The sequence below is a fragment of the Herpetosiphonaceae bacterium genome (assembly GCA_036374795.1).
Classification (GTDB): Bacteria; Chloroflexota; Chloroflexia; order Chloroflexales; family Kallotenuaceae; genus LB3-1.
The window spans coordinates 16,934-36,469 of the sequence record DASUTC010000070.1 but is presented as its reverse complement, the minus strand read 5'-3'; the positions used below and the strand labels follow the sequence as shown (position 1 = coordinate 36,469).

The window sequence follows — 19,536 nt, the reverse complement described above, 5'->3', positions numbered from 1 at the left end:
CCACACCACACGCCGCACGCGCGCCGCGCTATGCCGCGACCGCCGCTGTCATCGCCGATGGACTCGGCTGCGGTGTTTTCGCCAGCGTGCGAATCGCGCGAACCAGCTCCAGCGGATGACGAGCCATCGCGATCGGGCTGCCCAGATCGGCGGCGATCTGCTCCGGCGCTACGTCGTCGATGGTGCGCTCGCCCTTGAAATCGAACATCACACGCGGCAGGATCACCAGATCGGCGGCTCCCAGCGGCGCGACCTGTGCGATCACATCGCCAGCGGTCAGCAGCCCGGCGACGGTGACAGTCTCGCCGAAGAAATCGTTGCGCACGACCTTAAGCTCGGCCTGCACGCCCGGTACTCGCCCGATGCGCTCGACCACGGGCCGCAGCACAGGCTCGGCCAGCGTGCCGGTGACGACGATCACGCGCCGAGGCTGCCGTGAGCGCGGCGGCAGCTTATGCCGCGCCAGCTCCCACTCATCCAGAAACTCGCGTACCATCCCGACGCCGTTCTCGATCTGATCCGCGCCCTCGTAGACATGCGCCGGAGGCACCGGACGATTCGCCAGCAGATAGAACTCATCCGAGGGATAGACCAGGCCATAGCCCAGCTCGGCGCGGAAGCGCTCCTGGTACGGCTCAAGCAGATCGATCACGCGGGCGGCTTCTTCGGGGCGGAACGTGCGCAGCGGAATCTCGGCGACCAGATTATCGGCTGAGCGCGCGCAGAAGCCCAGATCCGCCGTCGCGGACTGACCGGCCACGCCGCCCTGAGAGATCGTTTGATCCCAGAGCGGCTGGCGCTCCCAGTTGGTATCGATCCACTCGGCAGTTTCGTGAACCTGGATCGCCGCCTTGACCGACTGAGGCGCTTTGCCGTTGAAGCGGTACTTGGTCAGGCCAACGGGCACCGCCGCGATCGACTGGACGACCGGATGCAGCGCCGCGAGCGCCTGGATGCTTTCACGGAGCACCTCGCCGTCGTTAAGGCCGGGACAGACCACGAACTGCGTATGCACCTCGACGCCCATCGCGCCGAGCCGCTTAATGTCGGCGAGCACATCGCCCGCGTCGGCCTTGCCCAGCAGCACGCCGCGCATATACGGATCGGTGGCGTGGACCGAGACATACATCGGCGTGAGACGCTGCTCCTCGATCCGCCGCCAGTCATCTTCTTTCAGATTGGTGAGCGTGACGAAGTTGCCGTACAAAAACGACAGACGATAATCGTCGTCTTTGAGATAGAGCGTCTTACGAAAGCCCTTGGGCATCTGCGTCAGGAAGCAAAACGGGCACTTATTATTGCAGGTGCGCAGGCGATCCCACAGCGGCTCCGAAAACTCCAGGCCCAGATCGTCATCGGCATCCTTCTCGATCTCAAAGAGCAGCCGCTCATCGCCGCGCAGCACCTCGACGGTGACAAGCTCTTCGGCCATCGCAAAGCGGTAATCGATCACATCGCGCATACGCTGCCCATTGACCGCGACCACGATGTCGCCGACGCGCAGATCGAGTTCCTGGGCGGTACTGCCCGGCTCGACATTGACCACCACGCCGCCGGAGCCTTTAATATTTTGGAGATTCGGCTGATATTCCATGCGCCTGCCCGCGTCAGCGCCCTGCATGCGCTACGCCTATATAAATCTAATGCATCAAAAAAGGTACGGACGCGCCGTACTCTGGTCTGTATTATACCAGAACATTGGACATAATCATTCGCTTTGCGCCAGGTGAAACCAGGCAATCATAACAACACAAAACAGCGGCCCGCAGAACGTATCCGGCGCGCCGCTGTCTGTTGAGGAAATTGATCACTTGGAGACGAGCTAGGGCTGCACGGTTCCGCAAAGCTTCGTTACCACATATTTCGTTTGGGTTGGCTGCCCAAACGCCCTTGCATCAACTCTGACCTGGAAGCTGCGCGTACCACCGCCCGAACAATCCGGGCTAAGGTATCTGGTGTACTGAGATGTGTACTCCGACGTAGAGGTACCAGACGTGAGATTCCAGGTGGCGGTGCAAGAAGCAACCGTGCTGGTCGCGCATGTCCGGCTGTACCACGTGAAACTCGCATAGGGCGCATACAAGCTAGCGCGGTAGGTGTAATTACCCGACGTCGTGATCGAAGCTGGACCACTGAGCGACAGCGTTGCCTCCGTGGTTCCAACGTCTTCGGGGACACGAGCAGTGCTGGCATGGGTCGGCATGGCCGAGATGCCGAGCAACAGTGCCAGGCTAGCAACGAGGAAGGCGGCTTTGGTGAGTGTTCTGGGCAGGTGATACCGCATGTGACAACCTCCGCGAAACAGCCCCGGCACAGGAGATGGTGCTTCCGTCTGCCCGAGGCAGCACAGCCGGAAGCGGATTCGGCGCACAGTGGAGCGTGCAGCCTACCACAGATGACCAGGGAAAGATCGTTTATGACCACTTCGCGCAGCGCAAGGAGTGGCGTCTGACAGCAAGAACAGCCGCGTCTGGATGCAGTGCAAGGGTATATCTAGCTCTTGAGCCGATCGTAGGCTAATAATCAAAAATTGTCAATATCCAAAATTGGGAGGCGCGGCGCGCCGGAGATTGAACGGCTCGCGGGCTTTGCTGGTGTTGTATAAGGTATGGCCCGGACGCGCCCGGCGAAACAACATAACGTTTCTGGTATAATCCAGGTAGGATGACGTAACGATTGTTTTAGCGCTTCACCAAGCCATCCGAGCAATAAAGATCCCGATCATGATCCATATCAGGAGGATCGTTTGAACGATATTCAACAGGTCGCCGAGCGAGTGGCGGATAACGTTGAGCATGTAATCATCGGCAAGCGCCGCGCGGTCGACCTGCTGCTGGTCGCGCTGCTGTGCCGTGGACACGTGCTGCTGGAAGACGTGCCCGGCGTGGGCAAGACCGTGCTGGCGAAGTCGATCGCCCGCTCGATCGGCTGCACCTTCAAGCGCATTCAGTTCACGCCCGATCTCTTGCCGTCGGATGTCACCGGCGTGTCGATCTTCAACCAGCAGAACAGCCAGTTCGAGTTCCGGCCCGGCCCGGTGATCGCGCAAATCGTGCTGGCCGACGAGATCAACCGCGCGACGCCCAAGACCCAATCGTCGCTGCTGGAATCGATGGAAGAGCGGCAGATTACGGTCGACGGCGTGACGCACAAGCTGCCGGAGCCGTTCATCGTGCTGGCGACGCAAAACCCGATCGAGTACGAGGGCACCTTCCCGCTGCCGGAGGCGCAGCTCGACCGCTTCCTGCTGCGGATTCATCTGGGCTATCCCCAGAAGAGCGAGGAGCTACAGATCCTTGAGAGCCAGCGCAAGCAGCATCCGCTGGACACCTTGCCGCAGGTGATCACCGCCGAAAACCTGCTGACGATGCAGGAGCAGATCAAGGATGTGTACGTCGACGACCTGATCAAAGACTATATCGTCTCGGTCGTGACGGCGACGCGGCACCACGACGACGTATACCTGGGAGCCAGCCCGCGCGGCTCGCTGGCGCTGTACCGCACGTCGCAAGCCTACGCCGCAATCCAGGGCCGCGACTACGCAACGCCCGACGATGTGAAAGCGCTGGCGGAGGCCGTGCTGGGCCATCGGCTGATCATCGCTCCGGCGGCGCGCATCCGCAACGTGCAGCCAGCCAACGTGATCGACGATGTGCTGAGCGCGGTGCCGGTGCCCGGCGGACGGCCCGGACGACGGCCCGAACGTGAAATCATAGGAGCGAGATAGGCCATTGGCACGATCCGTCTGTGGTCGTGCCGATCGCCGTATGCGATGAAAGCACTAGGCATTCTGCTGCTCGCCATTATCTGCTTCGTGGCCGCGCAGGGCACGAACATACCGCTCTTTTTTTACCTGTTCTACCTGCTGCTGGCGCTGCTGCTGCTGGCATACCTCTGGGCCTGGAGCAACCTTCAGGGCGTCGAGGTGACGCGCGACATCGGGACGCGACGCGCGCAGGTGGGCGAGGAGGCGCGCGAGCGGCTGATCCTCGATAATCACTGGCCGCTGCCCAAGCTGTGGGTTGAGGTGCAGGATCACTCCGACATGCCGATGCACCAGGGCGGCTTCGTGGCATACCTGCCATCCAGCGCCCGCCGCCGCTGGACGCTGCGCACGCCCTGCACGATGCGTGGCAAGTGGACCCTCGGGCCGGTGACGCTGCACAGCGGCGATCCCTTCGGCATCTTCCGGCTGGAGCGCGCGATTCCCAGCACCAGCGACATCATCGTCTATCCGGCGACGATGCCGCTGCCTGAGTTTCGGCTGCCGAGCGCGGAGCTACCCGGCGGCGCGGATCTGCGCACGCGCACGTTTCACGTCACGCCCAACGTCTCGACGATCCGCGAGTACGTGCCCGGCGATAGCTTCAACCGCATCCACTGGCGCTCGACCGCCCGCACCGGCAAGATGATGGTCAAAGAGTTCGAGCTCGACCCGACCGCCGACGTGTGGATCGTGATCGACATGCACGAGCGCTCGCAGGCTGTCTCGGAGGAGGCGCGCACGCTCTATCGCGATCGGCGGCTTGGGCGCGAGATCCAGGTGCCTGAGGCGACCGAAGAGTACATCGTGACGGCGGCGGCCTCTGTGGCGCGGCACCTGCTGAACGGCAACCGCAACGTCGGGCTGCTGGGCTGGGGCCAGCACCGCGAGGTCATCCCGCCGGAGCGCGAGGCGCGGCAGCTCTATAAGATCCTCGAATCGCTGGCAGTTTTGCGCGCGCACGGCACGCATCCGCTGGCCGAGGTCTTGATCGCCGAGTCGACGCAGTTCAGCCGCTCCTCGACGATGGTCATACTCACCGCGTCAGTCGATCCGGGCTGGGTGACAAGCCTTCAGCAGTTGCTCTACCGGGGCATGCAGGCCGTGGTGATCTTCATCGATCCGCAGACATTCGGCGGCTGGCCGGGCGCGGATACGATTATGGCGAAGCTCAACGAGCTGCGCGTGCCGGTCTATCGCCTGGAGCAGGGCCAATCGCTGGATCGGGCGCTGAGCCAGCCGCTTGGTGCTGTCGGCACCTATCGCTAATTCGACTGTTCGATGCATCGATCTATGGCGTCCCACAATCAGAGCCGATCGGCGGGCGGAGCCGTGCAGCGCCTCTTTGGGTCGGCAGTGCAGGCGCTTGGAGCGCTGTACATCCTGGGCTTGCTGGGCATATCTGCTCAGCAAGCGCTGTTTCCGCAGCGAAACGGGCCGCTGGCGCTGGCCCAGGTCTTCGCGCCGTATCTCTTCATTCCGCTGCTACTGGCGCTGCCGTCGGCGCTGCGGCGCCGCTCACGGTCGCTGCTGGCGGCTATCGTCGTCTGCGGCGTAATCGCCGCAGTGCGCTTCGTGCCGACCTGGATCTCGCTGCCGCCGCTTGAGACGCCGGACGCGCTGCGCTTGAGCGCGGCAACCTGGAACATGTACGTCTCGAATCACGATCTCGACGAGCTGCCGGGCATCGTCGCGGCGGCAGAGGCGGATATTCTGGCGGTGCAAGAGCTAACGCCGCCGCATCAGAGCGCGCTGCTGAACGATCCGGAGATCGCGCGGCGCTATCCCTGGCACTACCTCGAACCGGGGCATTCGGACGGCATGGGCATTTTGAGCCGCTTCCCGATCGTCGAGCAGGGCATCCTGCGCAACCTCGACCGTCCCGAAGCTTTCCCGATCATGTGGGCGCGCGTCGAACTGGGCGACGGCAAGACGCTGATCGTGGTGACGGCTCATCCACGCGCGCCGCACACGCCTTTTCGCAGGCCGATGCCTTTCCCGCGCACATTCGACGCCACTGGCCGCGCCGCAGACATCGCCTTTCTGCGCGCGTTCATCGATCCGCTGCTGCACGACAACGAGCGGCTGCTCCTGCTCGGCGATTTCAACCTGACGGAGCGCGAGCCCGACTACCGGGATGCCTCGGCGGGACTGATCGACGCGCACCTGGCGGCGGGTATCGGCAGCGGCAACACCTGGATTTTGTCGCCGCTGCGCCGGATCGATGCGGGTCTGCTGCGGATCGACTACCTCTTCAGCAGCCCGCGCGTCACGCCGCTGCGCACCTCGGTCAACTGCGCGACGGTCGGCAGCGATCATTGTCTGGTGCGCGGCGTCTTCGAGACGCATTGATGCGATTTGTATGCTGCGATACCACCGGATCGCAACACAATTTCCCCGCGCGTCGTGTATCATAGATCGTAAGCTTAGAAACGCCCTGCAACGTAACGCCACACGCAGACGTATGTACCCTTGCCATCTACTCAGCGCTACGCACAACCCTTAACCAGGACTATATGAGCGCGGAGGTCTGACCATGAACCGACCGCCTATCCTAGTGAAACAACTGCTCGTCCTTGCCACCCTGATCGCCCTGGCGCTGACGAACATATCCGCCGCCTCCGCCCAGGCGACCTGCGATCAGGTGGTGGTGGACAGTGCGGGAGTTTTTGGCTCCGAGATCCAGCGCGTCGGCGAAGCTGCCGAGCGGCTGGCCGAAACCGGCGCTGAGGTGCGCGTGCGGACGATCGCGACGTATGCGCCGTCCAGCAGCCTCGACGCATTTGCCGAGCAGTTGATCGGCGGCTGTGCCACGTGGCACGACGCCAACGGCGATCGAGTATCGAACTTGCTGCTGCTGATCGTCGCGATCGAGGATCGCGAAACCGGGGCCTACTATGGCGCGCAGTGGACCGGCGCGCTGGATAGCGAATGGCAGGCGATCCAGACCGACCAGATGAATCCGCTCTTCCGCGATGGTGATTTTGCGGGCGGCTTTGTGGCCGGACTGGATGCGATGAATCAGAGCATCGCCGGGGCAGCCAAGCCGGGCGACAATGCCGTGCCAGCACAACCGGCAGTGCCCGCCGCCGTACCGGGTGAGGGCATCGGCGTGCCGGGCGGCGCGCTTGGCGTGCTGCTGCTGGTGCTCGTGCTTGGCAGCGCGGCGGGTGGCCTCTTCGCGTACCAGCGGGAGCGCAAGCGCAGGCAGGCGGCACAGCAGCAGGCGCGGCTGGCGAAGCAGGGCGCCGTGGAGCAGATCATCGCGCTGCCGCAGCGGATCAAACATCTTGAGACGCGCGTCACAACCACAGTGCCGCAGGTCGCAGCCGAGGATGCCGCACCGCTGAACGCAGCGCTCGGCACAGCGCAGCAGATCGCCAACACGATGCTGCTCGACTATGAGCAGCTCGACGATCACGATCCTGAGCGGCGCGGCCTGAAGGTCGATCAGTACAATGCGATCACGGCGGCGTATCAAAAGATCTGCGCGACGGCCCAGGAGGTCGCGCAGGCAGCGGACGAGCTTGAGACGCGCCTGACCACGCTCGAAGCGGCGATGCGGCAAACGCCGCAGGCGGTGATCGACAGCAGGGCGGCGATCGAGCAGGCGACAGCGGCGATCGGAGCAGTTGCCGATGAGGGCTTCAGGACGGAGGCGGCGCAGCACATCCTGGCGCAGGCGCAGACGGGCCTGGACGAGGCCGAGCGCGCGCTTGAGGATCGGCGCTTCATCGTGGCAGCCAGGCTGACCGCTACGGCAGCCCGGCGGACTCAGGAGGCCGTTGACGCGGCCCAGGCGCTGCCGCAGCTCAAGCGGCAATCCGAGGCGGCGACGAGCGAGCTGGCGCAGCGCGTCGAGCGAGCGACGGCGCAAATCGCAAGAGGCAGGCAGACGCTCGACGAGATCAGCCGGATCGCCGCGCAGCAGAGCTGGCAGGCCGTGCGCGACTACCCCAGCGAGGCGCAGCAGCGTGTGGCGCAGAGCCAGCAGACGCTTGAGACGGCACGCGGCCTGATCACGATGGAGCGGCAGGCGTGGCAGCAGGCGCTAGAGCAGATTGCCGTTGCCAACCAGCGCCTCGACGAGGCCGAGCAGCGCATCGCGGCGATCATCACGCTCAAGCACAATATCGACGGCGCGATCCGCGACGCGCCGGGGCTGATCGAGCAGGCGCAGGCGGCGCTGGCTGCGGCTGAGACGTATGTGCGCCAGTACGACGCCGACATCCACGATAGCATCTGGGACGAGCTACGGCGCGTCGGGCAGCAGCTCGACATGGCCCGCAATGAGCTGCGCAACGCGCGGCCCGACTATCTTCAGGCTATCGCGCAGGTGCGGCAGGTGATGCAGACCACCCAAGAACTCCACCGGCAGGCGCAGGCCGAGCACGAAGCGCGGGAGCGGCTGCGACAGCAGGCGCGCGAGGCGCAGAACCAGGCTCAGTGGACGATCGCGCAGGCTTACGAGTACATGACCCGCCATCGTGAGGTGCGTCACGATACCATAGCAGCGCTCGCCGAGGCTGAGCGATACATGGCGCAGGCGGCAAGCGCGGCGGCGCTGGAAGCGCAGATCGAGTATGCGCGGCGGGCGATGATGCGCGCTCAGCATGCCCATGAGCAGGCGCAGCGCGAGGTCGCCGAGGCGGAACGGATGCGGCAGGCAGCGCTGGCGGCAGCGTTGGCGGCATCGCGGCATCGATCGTCACGTGGATCGTCGCGTGGATCGTCGGGCGGAGGCTCAAGCTGGGGATCGTCCAGCGGCGGCGCGTCGGGCTGGGGATCGTCCAGCGGCGGCAGGTCAAGCTGGGGATCGTCCAAAAAAGGCGGCGGCGGCTCGACCAAGTGGTAGCGCCGTAAGGCCGGACGATCGAGCGGGAAAGAGCGCGGGACGTACAAGCGTACGTCCCGCATCGCGTGTGCTACTGGCCGCCCTGGCCCTGCTGCGCTTCGGGATCGGGTGGCAGAACCGGACGCTCGGCGCTATGCGTCTGGCCTTCGGCGTCGGGCTGCCCGGTGCCATACCCGCCCAGGTTATTGGTTTCGTAGCTGCCGCTGCGCCCCTGCTGCGGCGTGTCCTGCATGGTGCCGTCGCGGTACTGCCCATCCTCGTACTTCACGCCGTAGCCTTCCTGGCCCTCGTACGTATGGGTTTCGTGCCGCCCCTGCTTGATCGACTCGTTGGCCGGATCGACCTGTTTATCAGTCATAACCGCTCCTTCCGCCGAGAATATATCACGCTACCAGGCCAAGCAAGAGACATTCCCCGAACGATCGAGCGCATCCGCCAGCGGCACACGGCTTGCACACGTTTCATTTCATGGTAAGATGCGCGTCATAACTTTATCGCTTGCGCAAGGGACCGAGACAGGTCTTTGTAGGGGAAGCCGGTGCGAGGCCGGCGCAGTCCACGCTACTGTAAGCGAGACGACGAGACGAAGCGGCTGAGCCAGGCTGCCGATCGTCTGCTCGCAAGCCAGAATGCCTACCCTTGCCGCTGAGCGACTACGCCCGCGTTGGCACGGGTGGTGGTCGGCAACACGCTCTGTGTACCGTAGCCTTTCCACCCGGAAAGGTTTTTTTGTTGCCAGAAAAGGAGAGGATACTGTGACTCACACGAGGATGATCGTACGCTGGCTGATGTATCTCTGGGCGGCGCTGGCGCTGATCGCGCCGTATGCCCCGGCCTATGCTCAGCAGCCGAGGCCGGAGATCGATAAGGCTGTCGAGTACATTCGCGGCCAGCAGCAGGCAGACGGCTCGTTCGCCGGATTCGGCCCCGGCTCGACCGCCGACGCGATCTTTGCGCTGTCGGCTGCGAACGTCAACATCGCCGAGATCAAAAAAGGCAACGCATCGCCGGTCGATTTTCTGCGGGCACAGGCCAAAGCAGCCGGTCAGGATACTGGCCTGGCCGCGAAGTTCGTGATCGCGATGCTGCTGGCGGGCCAGTCGCCGACCGCCGAGGGCGTGGATCTGACGGTCGATGTGCAGAAGGGCTACAATGAGCAGACCGCCCAGTACGGCAAAGATGTCACCGCTCATGCCTACGCGCTGATCGCCCTAGTTGCGGCGGGGCAGACGCCCAGGCCCGAAGCCGTGGAGGCGCTGAAGAAGCTGCAACTACCGGATGGCGGCTGGAGTTTCGACGGCACTCCCGCGACCGGCAGCGATACCAATACGACCGCGCTGGCCGTGCAAGCGCTGAAAGCGGCCCGCGATACCAGCGACGCGATCGGCAAAGCGGTGGCCTACTATCGCGCGCAGCAGAACGCGGACGGCGGCTTTCCGTACTCGCAAAGCTCACAGTACGGCAACGCCAGCGACGCCAACTCGACCGCGCTGAGCATCCAGGCGCTGATCGCCGCAGGTGAGGATCTTAACAACTGGGCCAGGGAGGGCAAGACGCCCGCGCAGCGATTGATGGCCTTCCAGAACGCCAGCGGCGCGTTCCGCTACCAGGATGCGCAGCCGGAGGATAACGTGCTCGCGACCTACCAGGCGATCCCTGCGCTCGTGGGCCGGACGCTGCCGCTGGAGGGAATCGCCATCGCGCTGCCGGAGCAGCCCGCAGGCTCGCCCGTGCCCGGCCCTTCGGGCACACCGTCGCCGCTGCCGTCGGGATCGCCCGCGCCGATGCCCGTGCCGTCGGGTTCGCCCGCGCCGATGCCATCGGGTTCGCCCGCGCCGTCGTCGCCTCCGGTCGGCGGTATTCCCGCGCAACTGCCCAATACCGGCCTGATCGATCTGACACCCGTCCTGGCGCTGATTGGCGCGCTGTCGCTGCTGACCGGCTTCGTTGCCAATCGGCGGCGGGGCTAGGCCGATAGCAGGCCCTCACCCCGTCGCTACTGCGCCACCCCTCGCCCATGGCGATGGGCGAGGGGACGGGGGTGAGGGCCTGCAAACAACCTTTTTTGTGAAACGATCGAACGTATGAAACGCCTGCCGATACTCTTGCTGCCGCTGCTCGTCCTGCTCATCCCGGCCCCGATCCAGAGCCAGGGTCCGAGCCGCGCGGGCGTGGTCGTCAGATTCAGCGATGGCAGCGTCCACACAAGCTGCGTGTCGTTCCAAGGCGAGAGTATCAGCGGCATCGAGCTGTTGCAGCGCAGCGGCCTGGATGTGATCGCGCAAACGTCGGGCGGGAATGCCGCGGTCTGCAAGATCGGCGGGGATGGCTGCTCGTTTCCTGCTGAGCCATGCTTCTGCAAGTTCGGCGGCGGGCAGCAGGGCCAGTACTGGGCCTACTGGCGGCTCAGCGGCGGAGCCTGGCAGTACGCCGCTCAGGGCGCGGGCGCGCGGCGTGTCGCCAGCGGCGATGTCGATGGATGGGCCTGGGGCAGCGGCAACGTCCAGAGCGGAGCGCAGCCGCCGGTCGTCACCTTCGAGCAGATCTGTCCCGCGATCCAGCCGACGGCCATACCAGCGCCGGAGCCGACCGCTAAGCCTCAGCCCAGGCCAACCGCGCGCCCGACGGCACGACCAACGCCCAGACCAACCGCGCGGCCTACACCAAAGCCCACCCCAAAACCGACCGCGCCTGTGGTCGCGGCTGCGCCAACCGTCACGCCTGTGCTGCCGACTGATACGCCGACGCCAACCGTGACCAGCACCGCGACCACGACGCCGCAGCCGACCGACACGCCGACAAGCACCGCGACCGGCACCAGCACGCCCGCGCCGACGCCGACGAGCACCAGCACGCCGACACCGACGCCGACGAGCGCGGCGCAGCCGGAGCCGTCATCCGCGAATCTGGGCAGCTATCTCGTCTTTGGCGCGATGCTGGCCGGGCTGCTGGGCGCGATCGGAGTTGCGCGCTGGAGACGCCAGCAGTGATCGGTGTCACGCGCCATACCGACGTGTGGCTGGTGCGCCACCCCCAGACCGATTGGAACAAGGCCCAGCGCTATCAGAGCCGCAGCGATCGACCGCTGACCGCGTTCGGACAGGCGCGGGCAGAGGCCGTGGCCCGGCGCTTACGCCGGATCCAGTTCCGGGCGATCATCACGTCGGGATTGGCCCGCACCGACGATCTGGCGCGCGCTGTCGCCGAGCGGCAGCCGCGCACGCCGGGCATCGTGCTCGATGAGCGCTGGCGCGAGTCCGATCATGGCGATTGGGAGGGCCTGACCTACGCCGAGGTTTTCGCGCGATACCAGGCGCAGAGCCGTGCGCGCTTCGCCGATCCCTGGCACAGCCGCGCGCATGGCGGCGAGTGTACCGCCGATCTGTGGACGCGCGTCGAGGCCGCATGGGACGCCGCACTGCGCGAGTATAACGGCCAGCGGATCTTGATCGTCACGCACGCCACGCCGATCCAACTGCTGCTGTGCGCGCTGCTCAGGCTGCCGTTCGAGCGCTCCTGGCAGTGGCGGATCGACCTGGGCGGCATCACCAACCTGGATCTCTACCCGTCGGGCACGATCACCCGCGTGATCAACGAAGTCCCGCCGCTGGCGGGCCGACGATGAAGATCCACCACGCAACGCTCACGACGATCGTGCCGTCGAATGATCACGGGCTGCGCTGAGCCATGGCGCGCACCAAGACAACGCGGAGCAGACCGACGCGCGCGGCTGTGCCAGCGGCAGAGCTTCACAGCCTCGTCTGGCTGCTCTGGCTGATCGCGGGCGTCGTCGCGATCTCGACCAATCCGCTGCTCAACCTGCTGATCATGGCACAGGCGGTGCTGATCGCGCAGAGCTGCCACACCGAAAGTCCGGTCGGGCGTGCGTTCGGCCTCTTTCTGCGGCTGGGCCTGGCGCTGGTCGTCGTCCGCACGCTGCTGAGCATGATCCCGGTCGGCGGCTTCTCGTATGGCGCGACGCCGCTGGCGACGCTGCCGGAGATCGAGCTGCCGCTCTGGCTGGGCGGTCTGCGGCTGGGCGGCACGGCCACGCTTGAGATGCTGCTCGGCGGCCTCGTCTCCGGCATCCGGCTCTGGGCGCTGATCCTGGTCTTCGGCGCGTTCAACGCGGTCGCCGATCACTATGGCCTGCTGCGGCGCACGCCGCGCTTCCTGTTCCACGCGGGCCTGATGACGACGATCGCGCTGACGTTCGTGCCGCAGGTCATCTTGCAGTTGCAGGCGATCCGCGACGCGCAGCGGGTGCGCGGCCATCGCTTCCGCACCTGGCGCGACGGCCTGCCGCTGCTGGTGCCGCTGCTATCGGGCGGCCTTGAGCGCTCGATCCAGCTTGCCGAGGCGATGGACAGCCGGGGCTACGGGCGGGTGACCGCGCGGCGACCTGGCGTGGCCTGGGTGCAGGGCGCGATCGTCGTCGGCGTGACGATCCTGGCGCTGGGGCTCTACATTGGCTTCACCGGGAGCTGGCAGGGCTGGATCGCAGCGGCGATCGGGGGGCTGCTGGCGCTGGGCGCGCTCCGCTGGATCGGCGGCGGCACACGTCGCACACGCTACCTGCGCGAGCGCTGGCATCGGCGCGATACGCTCGTCGCGCTGGCAAGTCTGGCCGTGATCGTTGGCATGACCACGCTGCGGCTGCTCGATCGCGGCGATCTGATCTACACCACGCTGCCGCGCGCCAGGATGCCGTCGTTCGATCCGACGACCGGGGCGCTATTGTTGCTACTCAGCACGCCAGCGCTCATCTATTTAGTGCGCCATCAGGCCGGGGATTTGGGGGAGTCCCCCAAAGATTCCCCTCTCTAACCCAGAATCGCATGCGACGTTTTCCGAATACGCTCGTTGATTCTGCGCTAGTCAAACACGAGGCAATTGATGAACGACAACACGGAGCATAACATTCCCACCTGGCAGATCGACCGCAGCGAGCACGTCGTCGACTGTCGAATCTTCAAGGTCCGCCACGACTACAGCCACATTCCCGACGGCGATCGGCGCGCGGACTTCTACGTGCTCGAAAGTCCCGACTGGGTCAACATCCTACCGGTAACGCCCGACGGCAAGGTGCTGCTGGTGGCGCAGTACCGCCACGGCACCGGAACGATCTCGCTTGAGACGCCCGGCGGCCTGATCGAGCCTGGCGAAACGCCCGAAGAAGCGGCGGCCCGTGAGCTGCGCGAGGAAACCGGCTACACGGCGCGATCGTTTCGTATCCTGGGCCAGACCGACTCCAACCCGGCCTTTATGACCAACCACTTCACGGCGGTGCTGGCCGAGGGCGCGACCGAAACCGATCCGACCGCCTGGGACGAGCACGAGGAGCTTGAGCCGCATCTGGTCCCGATCGACGAGCTGCCGGAGCTGCTCAAGAGCGGCAAGATTCGCAACACCTACTCGGTCCTGCCGCTCTGCTGGTATCTGCTGGAGCGCTCGACGCAGGCATGATTCAGTTCGAGCACGTTTCCTACAGCTACCCGAACGCTGCTCAGCCGGTGCTGCACGACGTATCGCTGACGATCGCCGAGGGCGACTTCGTGCTGGTCGCCGGCGCGTCGGGCACGGGCAAATCGACGTTTCTGCGCTGTCTCAACGGCCTGGTGCCGCACTTCTACGGCGGTCGCTTCGGTGGCCGCGTGCGCGTCGCCGGATACGATACCCGCTCAGTCGAGCCGCGCGATCTGGCGGGCATCGTCGGCTTCGTCTTTCAAGATCCCGAAGCCCAGATGGTCGTCGAGGTCGTCGAGGATGAGCTGGTCTTCGGCATGGAAAACCTGGGGCTGGAGCCGCAGGTGATGCGGCGGCGCGTCGAGGAGGTGCTCGATCAGCTTGAGATCGCGCATCTGCGCCGCAGGCGGATCACGACGCTCTCCGGCGGCGAGCGGCAGCGGGTGGCGATTGCCTCGGTGCTGGCGATGCAGCCGCATGTGCTGGTGCTGGACGAGCCCACATCACAGCTTGATCCGCATACCGCCGAGGAGGTGCTGACCGCGCTGCAAAAGCTGAACGCCGACCTGGGCCTGACGATCGTTTTGAGCGAGCATCGTCTGGAGCGCGTGGTGCAGTACGCCGACCGCCTGCTCGTCTTCGAGCGTCAGCCGGAGCAGCCGCCGACTGTGATCATGGACACGCCGCGCGCGATTCTGGCCCGCAGCGAGCTTGCGCCGCCACTGGTGCAGCTCAGCCGGGCGCTGGGCTGGGAGCCGCTGCCGCTGACGATCAAAGAGGGGCGGCGCTTTGTGCTGGCGCAGGATCTCGACCAGGCAGCGGCGACGACCGCGCCACAGGCCACGGCGATCGAATCGTCAGGGCACCAGCGACCGCGCGGCGGCTTCGTCACGCGACGACGGGCTGTACCAGAGCGAGCCGAGCCAGCCGCGCTGCGCATCGACAACCTGAGCGTCGAGCTGGCAGGCCGCGATGTGCTGCATCAGGTTTCGCTGGAGATCGGCGGAGGCGAGCTTGTGGCGATCATGGGCCGCAACGGATCGGGCAAGACGACGCTGCTGCGCGCGATCATGGGGCTGGTCGCGGCCTCACGCGGCTCGATCGCGGTCGGCGGACGACCGATCACCGCGCTGCCCACCGAGGAGCGTGCAAAGCTGATCGGCTACGTGCCGCAAGACCCGCGCGCGCTGCTCTTTCAGGAGACGGTCGGCGACGAGCTGCGCTGGACGCTCTGGCAGCGCCGCAGCCACGGCAAGAGTCTGGACGATCGCGCTATCGCCGAGCGCATCGAGCGGACGCTGGCGCTGCTCGACCTGCAACACCTGGCGACGGCGCACCCGCGCGAGATCAGCGGCGGCGAGCAGCAGCGGGCTGCCCTGGCGACGATCCTGGTAGCCGAGCCGACGATCCTGCTGCTGGACGAGCCGACGCGCGGCCTGGACTATCGCAACAAGGCGCTGCTGATCGCGCTGCTGGAACAACTGAGCCGGGACGGTCGCGGCATCGCGCTGGTGACACACGACGTGGAGCTGGTCGCGGCCTGCGCGGATCGGGTGGTGCTGCTGGGAGAGGGTGAGGTGATCGTGGCGGGAGCACCGCAGGTCTTGCTCAACGACTCGCTGATTTTTTCGTCGCAGATCGGCAAGCTGTTTCGCCACCGGCCCTGGCTGACCGTCGACGAGGCCCTGCGCGGGATACGCCAGCCAGCACCGCGCGCCAGATCGGATCCTGGGAGCTAGTTTGGCTTCGGGCTTCGAGCTTTCTGTTCTCTGCTCTCTGTTCTTGGTTTGTTCGCCTGTTCTTCCGCCCCCGCTAGGCCGCCTGCGAGGGCTGCTGACGCTCGTTCAAAATACTCGACGCCACGGCATCCCACAGCTCTTCAAGCGTAAACGGCTTGGCGAGAAACGGCATGCCGCTCTGCTTCAGAAACGCCTCGCTGCTGGCGGTCATCGTATCGCCGGTGATGAAGACCCAGTTGAGCTGCGGCTGCGCGGCATGAACGCGCTCGAACAGCTCATTGCCGTTCATGCCCGGCATGCGTAGATCGGAGATCACCAGATCGTAGCGCTTGGTGGCGGTGCTGCTCAGAGCGGCCTCAGCGCTATCGACGGCATCGACATCATAGCCGTGCTGGGTCAGCGCGCGCTCCAGAATCATGCGCACGTCTACCTCGTCTTCCACAACCAGGATCGAGCTATGCTTGGGCGTATTCTTCACCGGCGCCACAGGCTGCTGCGCCTTGGCCTGGCTCATCGGCAGATCGATCAGGAAGGTCGCGCCCTGCCCGGCTACGCTCTCTGCCTTGATCGTACCGCCATGCTTGTTGATGATGCCGTAGACCAGCGACAGGCCCAGGCCCGTACCGTGGCCCAGCTCTTTGGTCGTAAAAAACGGGTCGAAGATGCGCGGAAGATTATTCACGGGAATGCCGGGGCCGTTATCGGCGACAGTCAGGCGGATCAGCGGCTCGCGCGCCGTGGCGGTGATCGTAATGCAGCGCGGGTGGTGCGGATGCACAGCCAGGGCATGGATCGCGTTGTTGAGCAGGTTATCCAGCACCTGCTCGATCTGGTAGGCATCGGCCCAGATCGGCGGAAGCTGCGGCTGGACATGCACATCGACACGAATATCGTTGATCTGGAGATTGCGGCGCAGATTCAGCACCACCCGATCGATCAGCAGCGCCACATCGATCGGCCCGCGCACATCTTGCTGTGCCCGCGCGAACGTCAACATCTGGTTGACGATATGCTTCGCGCGCTGTGCGGCGGCCTCGATGTCGCGAATATCCTCGATCAGATCGGCGGCCAGCGGATTGCGCAGCAGCAACTGCGACATGCCCAGCACCACCGCGAGCGGGTTGTTCAGCTCGTGAGCCGCGCCCGCCACCAGCTGGCCGAGCGCCGCCAGTTTCTCGCCCTGCCGCACCTGCGATTCAAGCTGCTGCCGCTCGGTAATATCCCGCGCGATGAAATGGATCGTCGTCGGCGTCTCGCCCTCGAACACCAGCCGTGAGCGCATTTCGAGGATCGCGCACGAGCCGTCGCGCCGCACCACCTCCAGCTCATGCGTGTCCGACGGCTTCGCGCTCTGCAAGATCAGCTCAAGCACCTCCTCGACGGATTGAACGGAGGCGGACGGCAGCAGATCGCGCAGCGAGAGATGCGCCAGATCGCCGGGAGCGTAGCCGAAGAAACGGAGCGCGGCTCGATTCAGCGTGAGCATCTGGCCGTGGATCGTCATCGTGCCGACCAGATCGTTGGCGTTCTCGAAGAGATCGCGGTAGCGCGCCGCGCTGGACTCGACCGCCGCGTATAGGGCGATATTTTCGAGCGCGCGCGCGATCTGCGTTGCCATCGTCTGCAACACCTGAAACTCGCCCTCGCCGAACGGCGTGCTGCCGCTCCGCCCGATCTCCAGCACCCCATAGGTGCCGCTGGTGCTGATCAGCGGCACGTAGGTATGCGAGACGATGCCCATCTGCTCGAAGATCGGACGAACCTCAGGCGAGAGATCCTGCGTCGTCACCACTCGCGGCTGCCCGCTCTGCCAGACGTTCCACAGCGCAGATCCGGCCTCGGCACGCTGAATGGCGGCGCTCTTCGCGGCATCCAGCCCCACCGCAGCGACCAGATCGAGAAACTGGTTATTGGCATGGATCAGATGGATGATCACACAGTCGAACTGCCGCGCGTGCGCGATGGCCTCGGCGGCCTCTTGCAGGATCACGCTGCGATCGAGCGAGGAGCTGAGCGCGATGCTGAGCTTATGCAGCGCCGTAAGCTGAGCGACCTGATCGGTCAGCGCGCGCTGCTGGCGCTGGCGCTCGGTCATGTCGCGCCCGATGATGTACACGCCCGACGGTTGTCCGCGCTCGACGAAGAGCTGCATGGTCACTTCGACCACCGCCAGCGAGCCATCGGAGCGCCGAATTTCAAACTCGGTGGGATTCGGCTGGTAGCCTTGCAGCGTGCGCTCCTGCATGAACCGCAGCCAGTCCGCCGTGCCCGGCAGCAGCAGATCATAGAAATTGACGGTGCCCTCATGCACATCCGCAAGCGACAGGCCCAGGAACGAGAGCGCCGCGCGATTCCAGGAAATGATGCGGCCTTGAAGATCGAGCGTGATCACCAGATCCAGCGCATTCTGGAACAGCGAGCGGTACCGCTCTTCCGAGCGTCGAATCGATTCGTGCAGCCGCGCGTTTTCGATCGCTACCGCCGCGTTGACGCTGTACTGCTCAAGCACCTCAAGCTGCGCGCGCCCGAAGTAGCCGGGCACTCGATGGCCCACCGCGAGCACGCCCACCGAGCGGCCCTGGATCTGAAGCGCCTGGAAGATCGCGCTATGCGCCTTGCTGATGCTTTTGATGATCGGATCGACCACCGGCTCTTGCAGCATATCATCGACGATCAGCGATTGCTGCTCCCGAAAGACGCGCCCAACCAGCCCGGCATCCATCGCGGTACGATACTCCAAGAGTCGATCGGCAAACGCGCCGACCGCCATGATGCAGCGCATCGACGTGCCATCGACATCGGGCTGCCAGAGCGCGGCGGTTATACCGCCCGTCAGGATCAGCGCTTGATCGCAGATGACCCGCAGCACCTCATCCAGCGCCGTCACCTCGGTGATCGCCCGACCGGCCTTGAGCAGCAAGCTGGTGGAGGCGCGCTCGGAAACAAAATACGCCTGCTGCCACAGCCGGTCCAGGGCCAGCCCAAAGAGCTGCCCAAACGGCTTGAGCAGCGTGCTATCGCTAATCTCAAGACTGATCCCGGATATGATCAGCGCGCCAAAGACGTGCTTGTGCGCTGAGAGCGGGATCGCGACATAGCGATGACACCACAGCAGGCTGGCGACCGTATGGCACAGCGCGGCATGCTCGTTGGCATCGCCCCAGCCTGGCACATTCGCCGCGACGACGACCGGCTCGGTCAGCGTATCGAGCGGCGGCAGCGACGACCCAAAGAGATCACGGAGTTGCAGCCCCAGATGACGCTCGATGCTTTGCAGCACGACCGCCTCGATGCTGGTATAGATCCAGTTGACATTGTACTGTTGCGGATCCAGCAGCACAATATGCACATCGAGATGCAGCGGCGCGAACGATTGCTGAAGGCAGGAAAAAAAGTCGGTCGTATCCTGTGCCTCAAGGCCCGCCGACGATGCGATGGTGAGCGCTTGAATAAGCTCCTGCGGCTGCTGGTCCTGTGTGGTCAGCACGACGGCACATAACGCCTGATTCGTGAGCGGTAGCGCTATCTTATACGCCGTGCATGCAAGTGTCTGCCGTGAGCGGTCCTTGAGCGATAGCGGTACCGATGTGTACGCGCCAACGTAAGGGGTGTCCAGCAGCTCACGCAGCTTGCCGGACGACTCCGCTGTAACGTAGTCGAAGAGCGGCTCTTGGATAAGGGTACCGGGCGGCTCTGATAGGAGGGTATGCGCG

General features: G+C 65.0%; 13 protein-coding genes and 1 riboswitch. Of the genes, 10 read left to right on the top strand and 3 right to left on the bottom strand.

Annotated elements, in window-relative coordinates; translation table 11 throughout:
- Positions 1-28: 28 nt before the first annotated feature.
- Positions 29-1,621 carry a DUF512 domain-containing protein gene (locus VFZ66_04930; protein ID HEX6288511.1) on the bottom strand — a complete coding sequence of 531 codons (1,593 nt, stop codon included), beginning with the start codon at positions 1,619-1,621 and terminating at the stop codon, positions 29-31.
- Positions 1,622-2,746: 1,125 nt separating this feature from the next.
- On the opposite strand from VFZ66_04930, the gene VFZ66_04925 reads away from it, so the two are divergent.
- The 4 genes from VFZ66_04925 (at position 2,747) to VFZ66_04910 (ending at position 8,618) form a co-directional block, all read left to right on the top strand.
- Positions 2,747-3,727 (top strand): MoxR family ATPase, encoded by a 981-nt coding sequence (locus tag VFZ66_04925; protein ID HEX6288510.1) that lies wholly within the window; start codon positions 2,747-2,749, stop codon positions 3,725-3,727.
- 45 nt (positions 3,728-3,772) lie between these two features.
- Complete coding sequence (locus tag VFZ66_04920) at positions 3,773-5,032, top strand: DUF58 domain-containing protein (GenBank protein ID HEX6288509.1); 1,260 nt, start codon at positions 3,773-3,775, stop codon at positions 5,030-5,032.
- Positions 5,033-5,056: 24 nt separating this feature from the next.
- The gene (locus VFZ66_04915; GenBank protein ID HEX6288508.1) at positions 5,057-6,115 is read left to right on the top strand and encodes an endonuclease/exonuclease/phosphatase family protein; all 1,059 of its coding nucleotides are present in this window, start codon (positions 5,057-5,059) and stop codon (positions 6,113-6,115) included.
- Between the two features lie 184 nt (positions 6,116-6,299).
- Positions 6,300-8,618 carry a TPM domain-containing protein gene (locus VFZ66_04910; GenBank protein ID HEX6288507.1) on the top strand — a complete coding sequence of 773 codons (2,319 nt, stop codon included), beginning with the start codon at positions 6,300-6,302 and terminating at the stop codon, positions 8,616-8,618.
- A gap of 70 nt (positions 8,619-8,688) precedes the next feature.
- Here VFZ66_04910 and VFZ66_04905 read toward each other — a convergent pair whose 3' ends face one another.
- A complete protein-coding gene (locus VFZ66_04905; GenBank protein HEX6288506.1) occupies positions 8,689-8,976 on the bottom strand; it encodes a hypothetical protein in 288 nt (95 codons plus the stop codon).
- A 131-nt stretch (positions 8,977-9,107) separates the two neighbouring features.
- A riboswitch (cobalamin riboswitch) is annotated at positions 9,108-9,274 on the top strand.
- A gap of 99 nt (positions 9,275-9,373) precedes the next feature.
- Here VFZ66_04905 and VFZ66_04900 point away from each other — a divergent pair.
- The 6 genes from VFZ66_04900 to VFZ66_04875 all read left to right on the top strand — a co-directional run bounded on the left by VFZ66_04900 (position 9,374) and on the right by VFZ66_04875 (position 15,823).
- The gene (locus VFZ66_04900; GenBank protein HEX6288505.1) at positions 9,374-10,588 is read left to right on the top strand and encodes a prenyltransferase/squalene oxidase repeat-containing protein; all 1,215 of its coding nucleotides are present in this window, start codon (positions 9,374-9,376) and stop codon (positions 10,586-10,588) included.
- A gap of 114 nt (positions 10,589-10,702) precedes the next feature.
- Positions 10,703-11,608: a PT domain-containing protein gene (locus VFZ66_04895; GenBank protein HEX6288504.1), complete on the top strand. Its 906-nt coding sequence runs from the start codon at positions 10,703-10,705 to the stop codon at positions 11,606-11,608.
- Positions 11,605-12,243: a histidine phosphatase family protein gene (locus VFZ66_04890; GenBank protein HEX6288503.1), complete on the top strand. Its 639-nt coding sequence runs from the start codon at positions 11,605-11,607 to the stop codon at positions 12,241-12,243. Before VFZ66_04895 ends, VFZ66_04890 begins: the two co-directional genes overlap by 4 nt.
- A gap of 107 nt (positions 12,244-12,350) precedes the next feature.
- The gene (locus tag VFZ66_04885; GenBank protein ID HEX6288502.1) at positions 12,351-13,445 is read left to right on the top strand and encodes an energy-coupling factor transporter transmembrane component T; all 1,095 of its coding nucleotides are present in this window, start codon (positions 12,351-12,353) and stop codon (positions 13,443-13,445) included.
- Positions 13,446-13,514: 69 nt separating this feature from the next.
- Entirely contained in the window at positions 13,515-14,084 is a 570-nt protein-coding gene (locus VFZ66_04880; protein ID HEX6288501.1) for an NUDIX hydrolase, read from the top strand.
- Complete coding sequence (locus VFZ66_04875; protein HEX6288500.1) at positions 14,081-15,823, top strand: ATP-binding cassette domain-containing protein; 1,743 nt, start codon at positions 14,081-14,083, stop codon at positions 15,821-15,823. Before VFZ66_04880 ends, VFZ66_04875 begins: the two co-directional genes overlap by 4 nt.
- Positions 15,824-15,896: 73 nt before the next feature.
- Here VFZ66_04875 and VFZ66_04870 read toward each other — a convergent pair whose 3' ends face one another.
- Positions 15,897-19,310, bottom strand: coding sequence for a PAS domain S-box protein (locus VFZ66_04870; protein ID HEX6288499.1), 3,414 nt, complete (start codon positions 19,308-19,310; stop codon positions 15,897-15,899).
- Positions 19,311-19,536: the final 226 nt, after the last annotated feature.

Excerpts from the sequence above, each read along its gene's own strand:
- VFZ66_04930 (HEX6288511.1), bottom strand. The coding sequence starts at position 1,621 with ATGCAGGGCGCTGACGCGGGCAGGCGCATGGAATATCAGCCGAATCTC.
- VFZ66_04920 (HEX6288509.1), top strand. The coding sequence starts at position 3,773 with ATGAAAGCACTAGGCATTCTGCTGCTCGCCATTATCTGCTTCGTGGCC.
- VFZ66_04915 (HEX6288508.1), top strand. The coding sequence starts at position 5,057 with ATGGCGTCCCACAATCAGAGCCGATCGGCGGGCGGAGCCGTGCAGCGC.
- VFZ66_04910 (HEX6288507.1), top strand. The coding sequence starts at position 6,300 with ATGAACCGACCGCCTATCCTAGTGAAACAACTGCTCGTCCTTGCCACC.
- VFZ66_04905 (HEX6288506.1), bottom strand. The coding sequence starts at position 8,976 with ATGACTGATAAACAGGTCGATCCGGCCAACGAGTCGATCAAGCAGGGG.
- VFZ66_04895 (HEX6288504.1), top strand. The coding sequence starts at position 10,703 with ATGAAACGCCTGCCGATACTCTTGCTGCCGCTGCTCGTCCTGCTCATC.
- VFZ66_04880 (HEX6288501.1), top strand. The coding sequence starts at position 13,515 with ATGAACGACAACACGGAGCATAACATTCCCACCTGGCAGATCGACCGC.
- VFZ66_04875 (HEX6288500.1), top strand. The coding sequence starts at position 14,081 with ATGATTCAGTTCGAGCACGTTTCCTACAGCTACCCGAACGCTGCTCAG.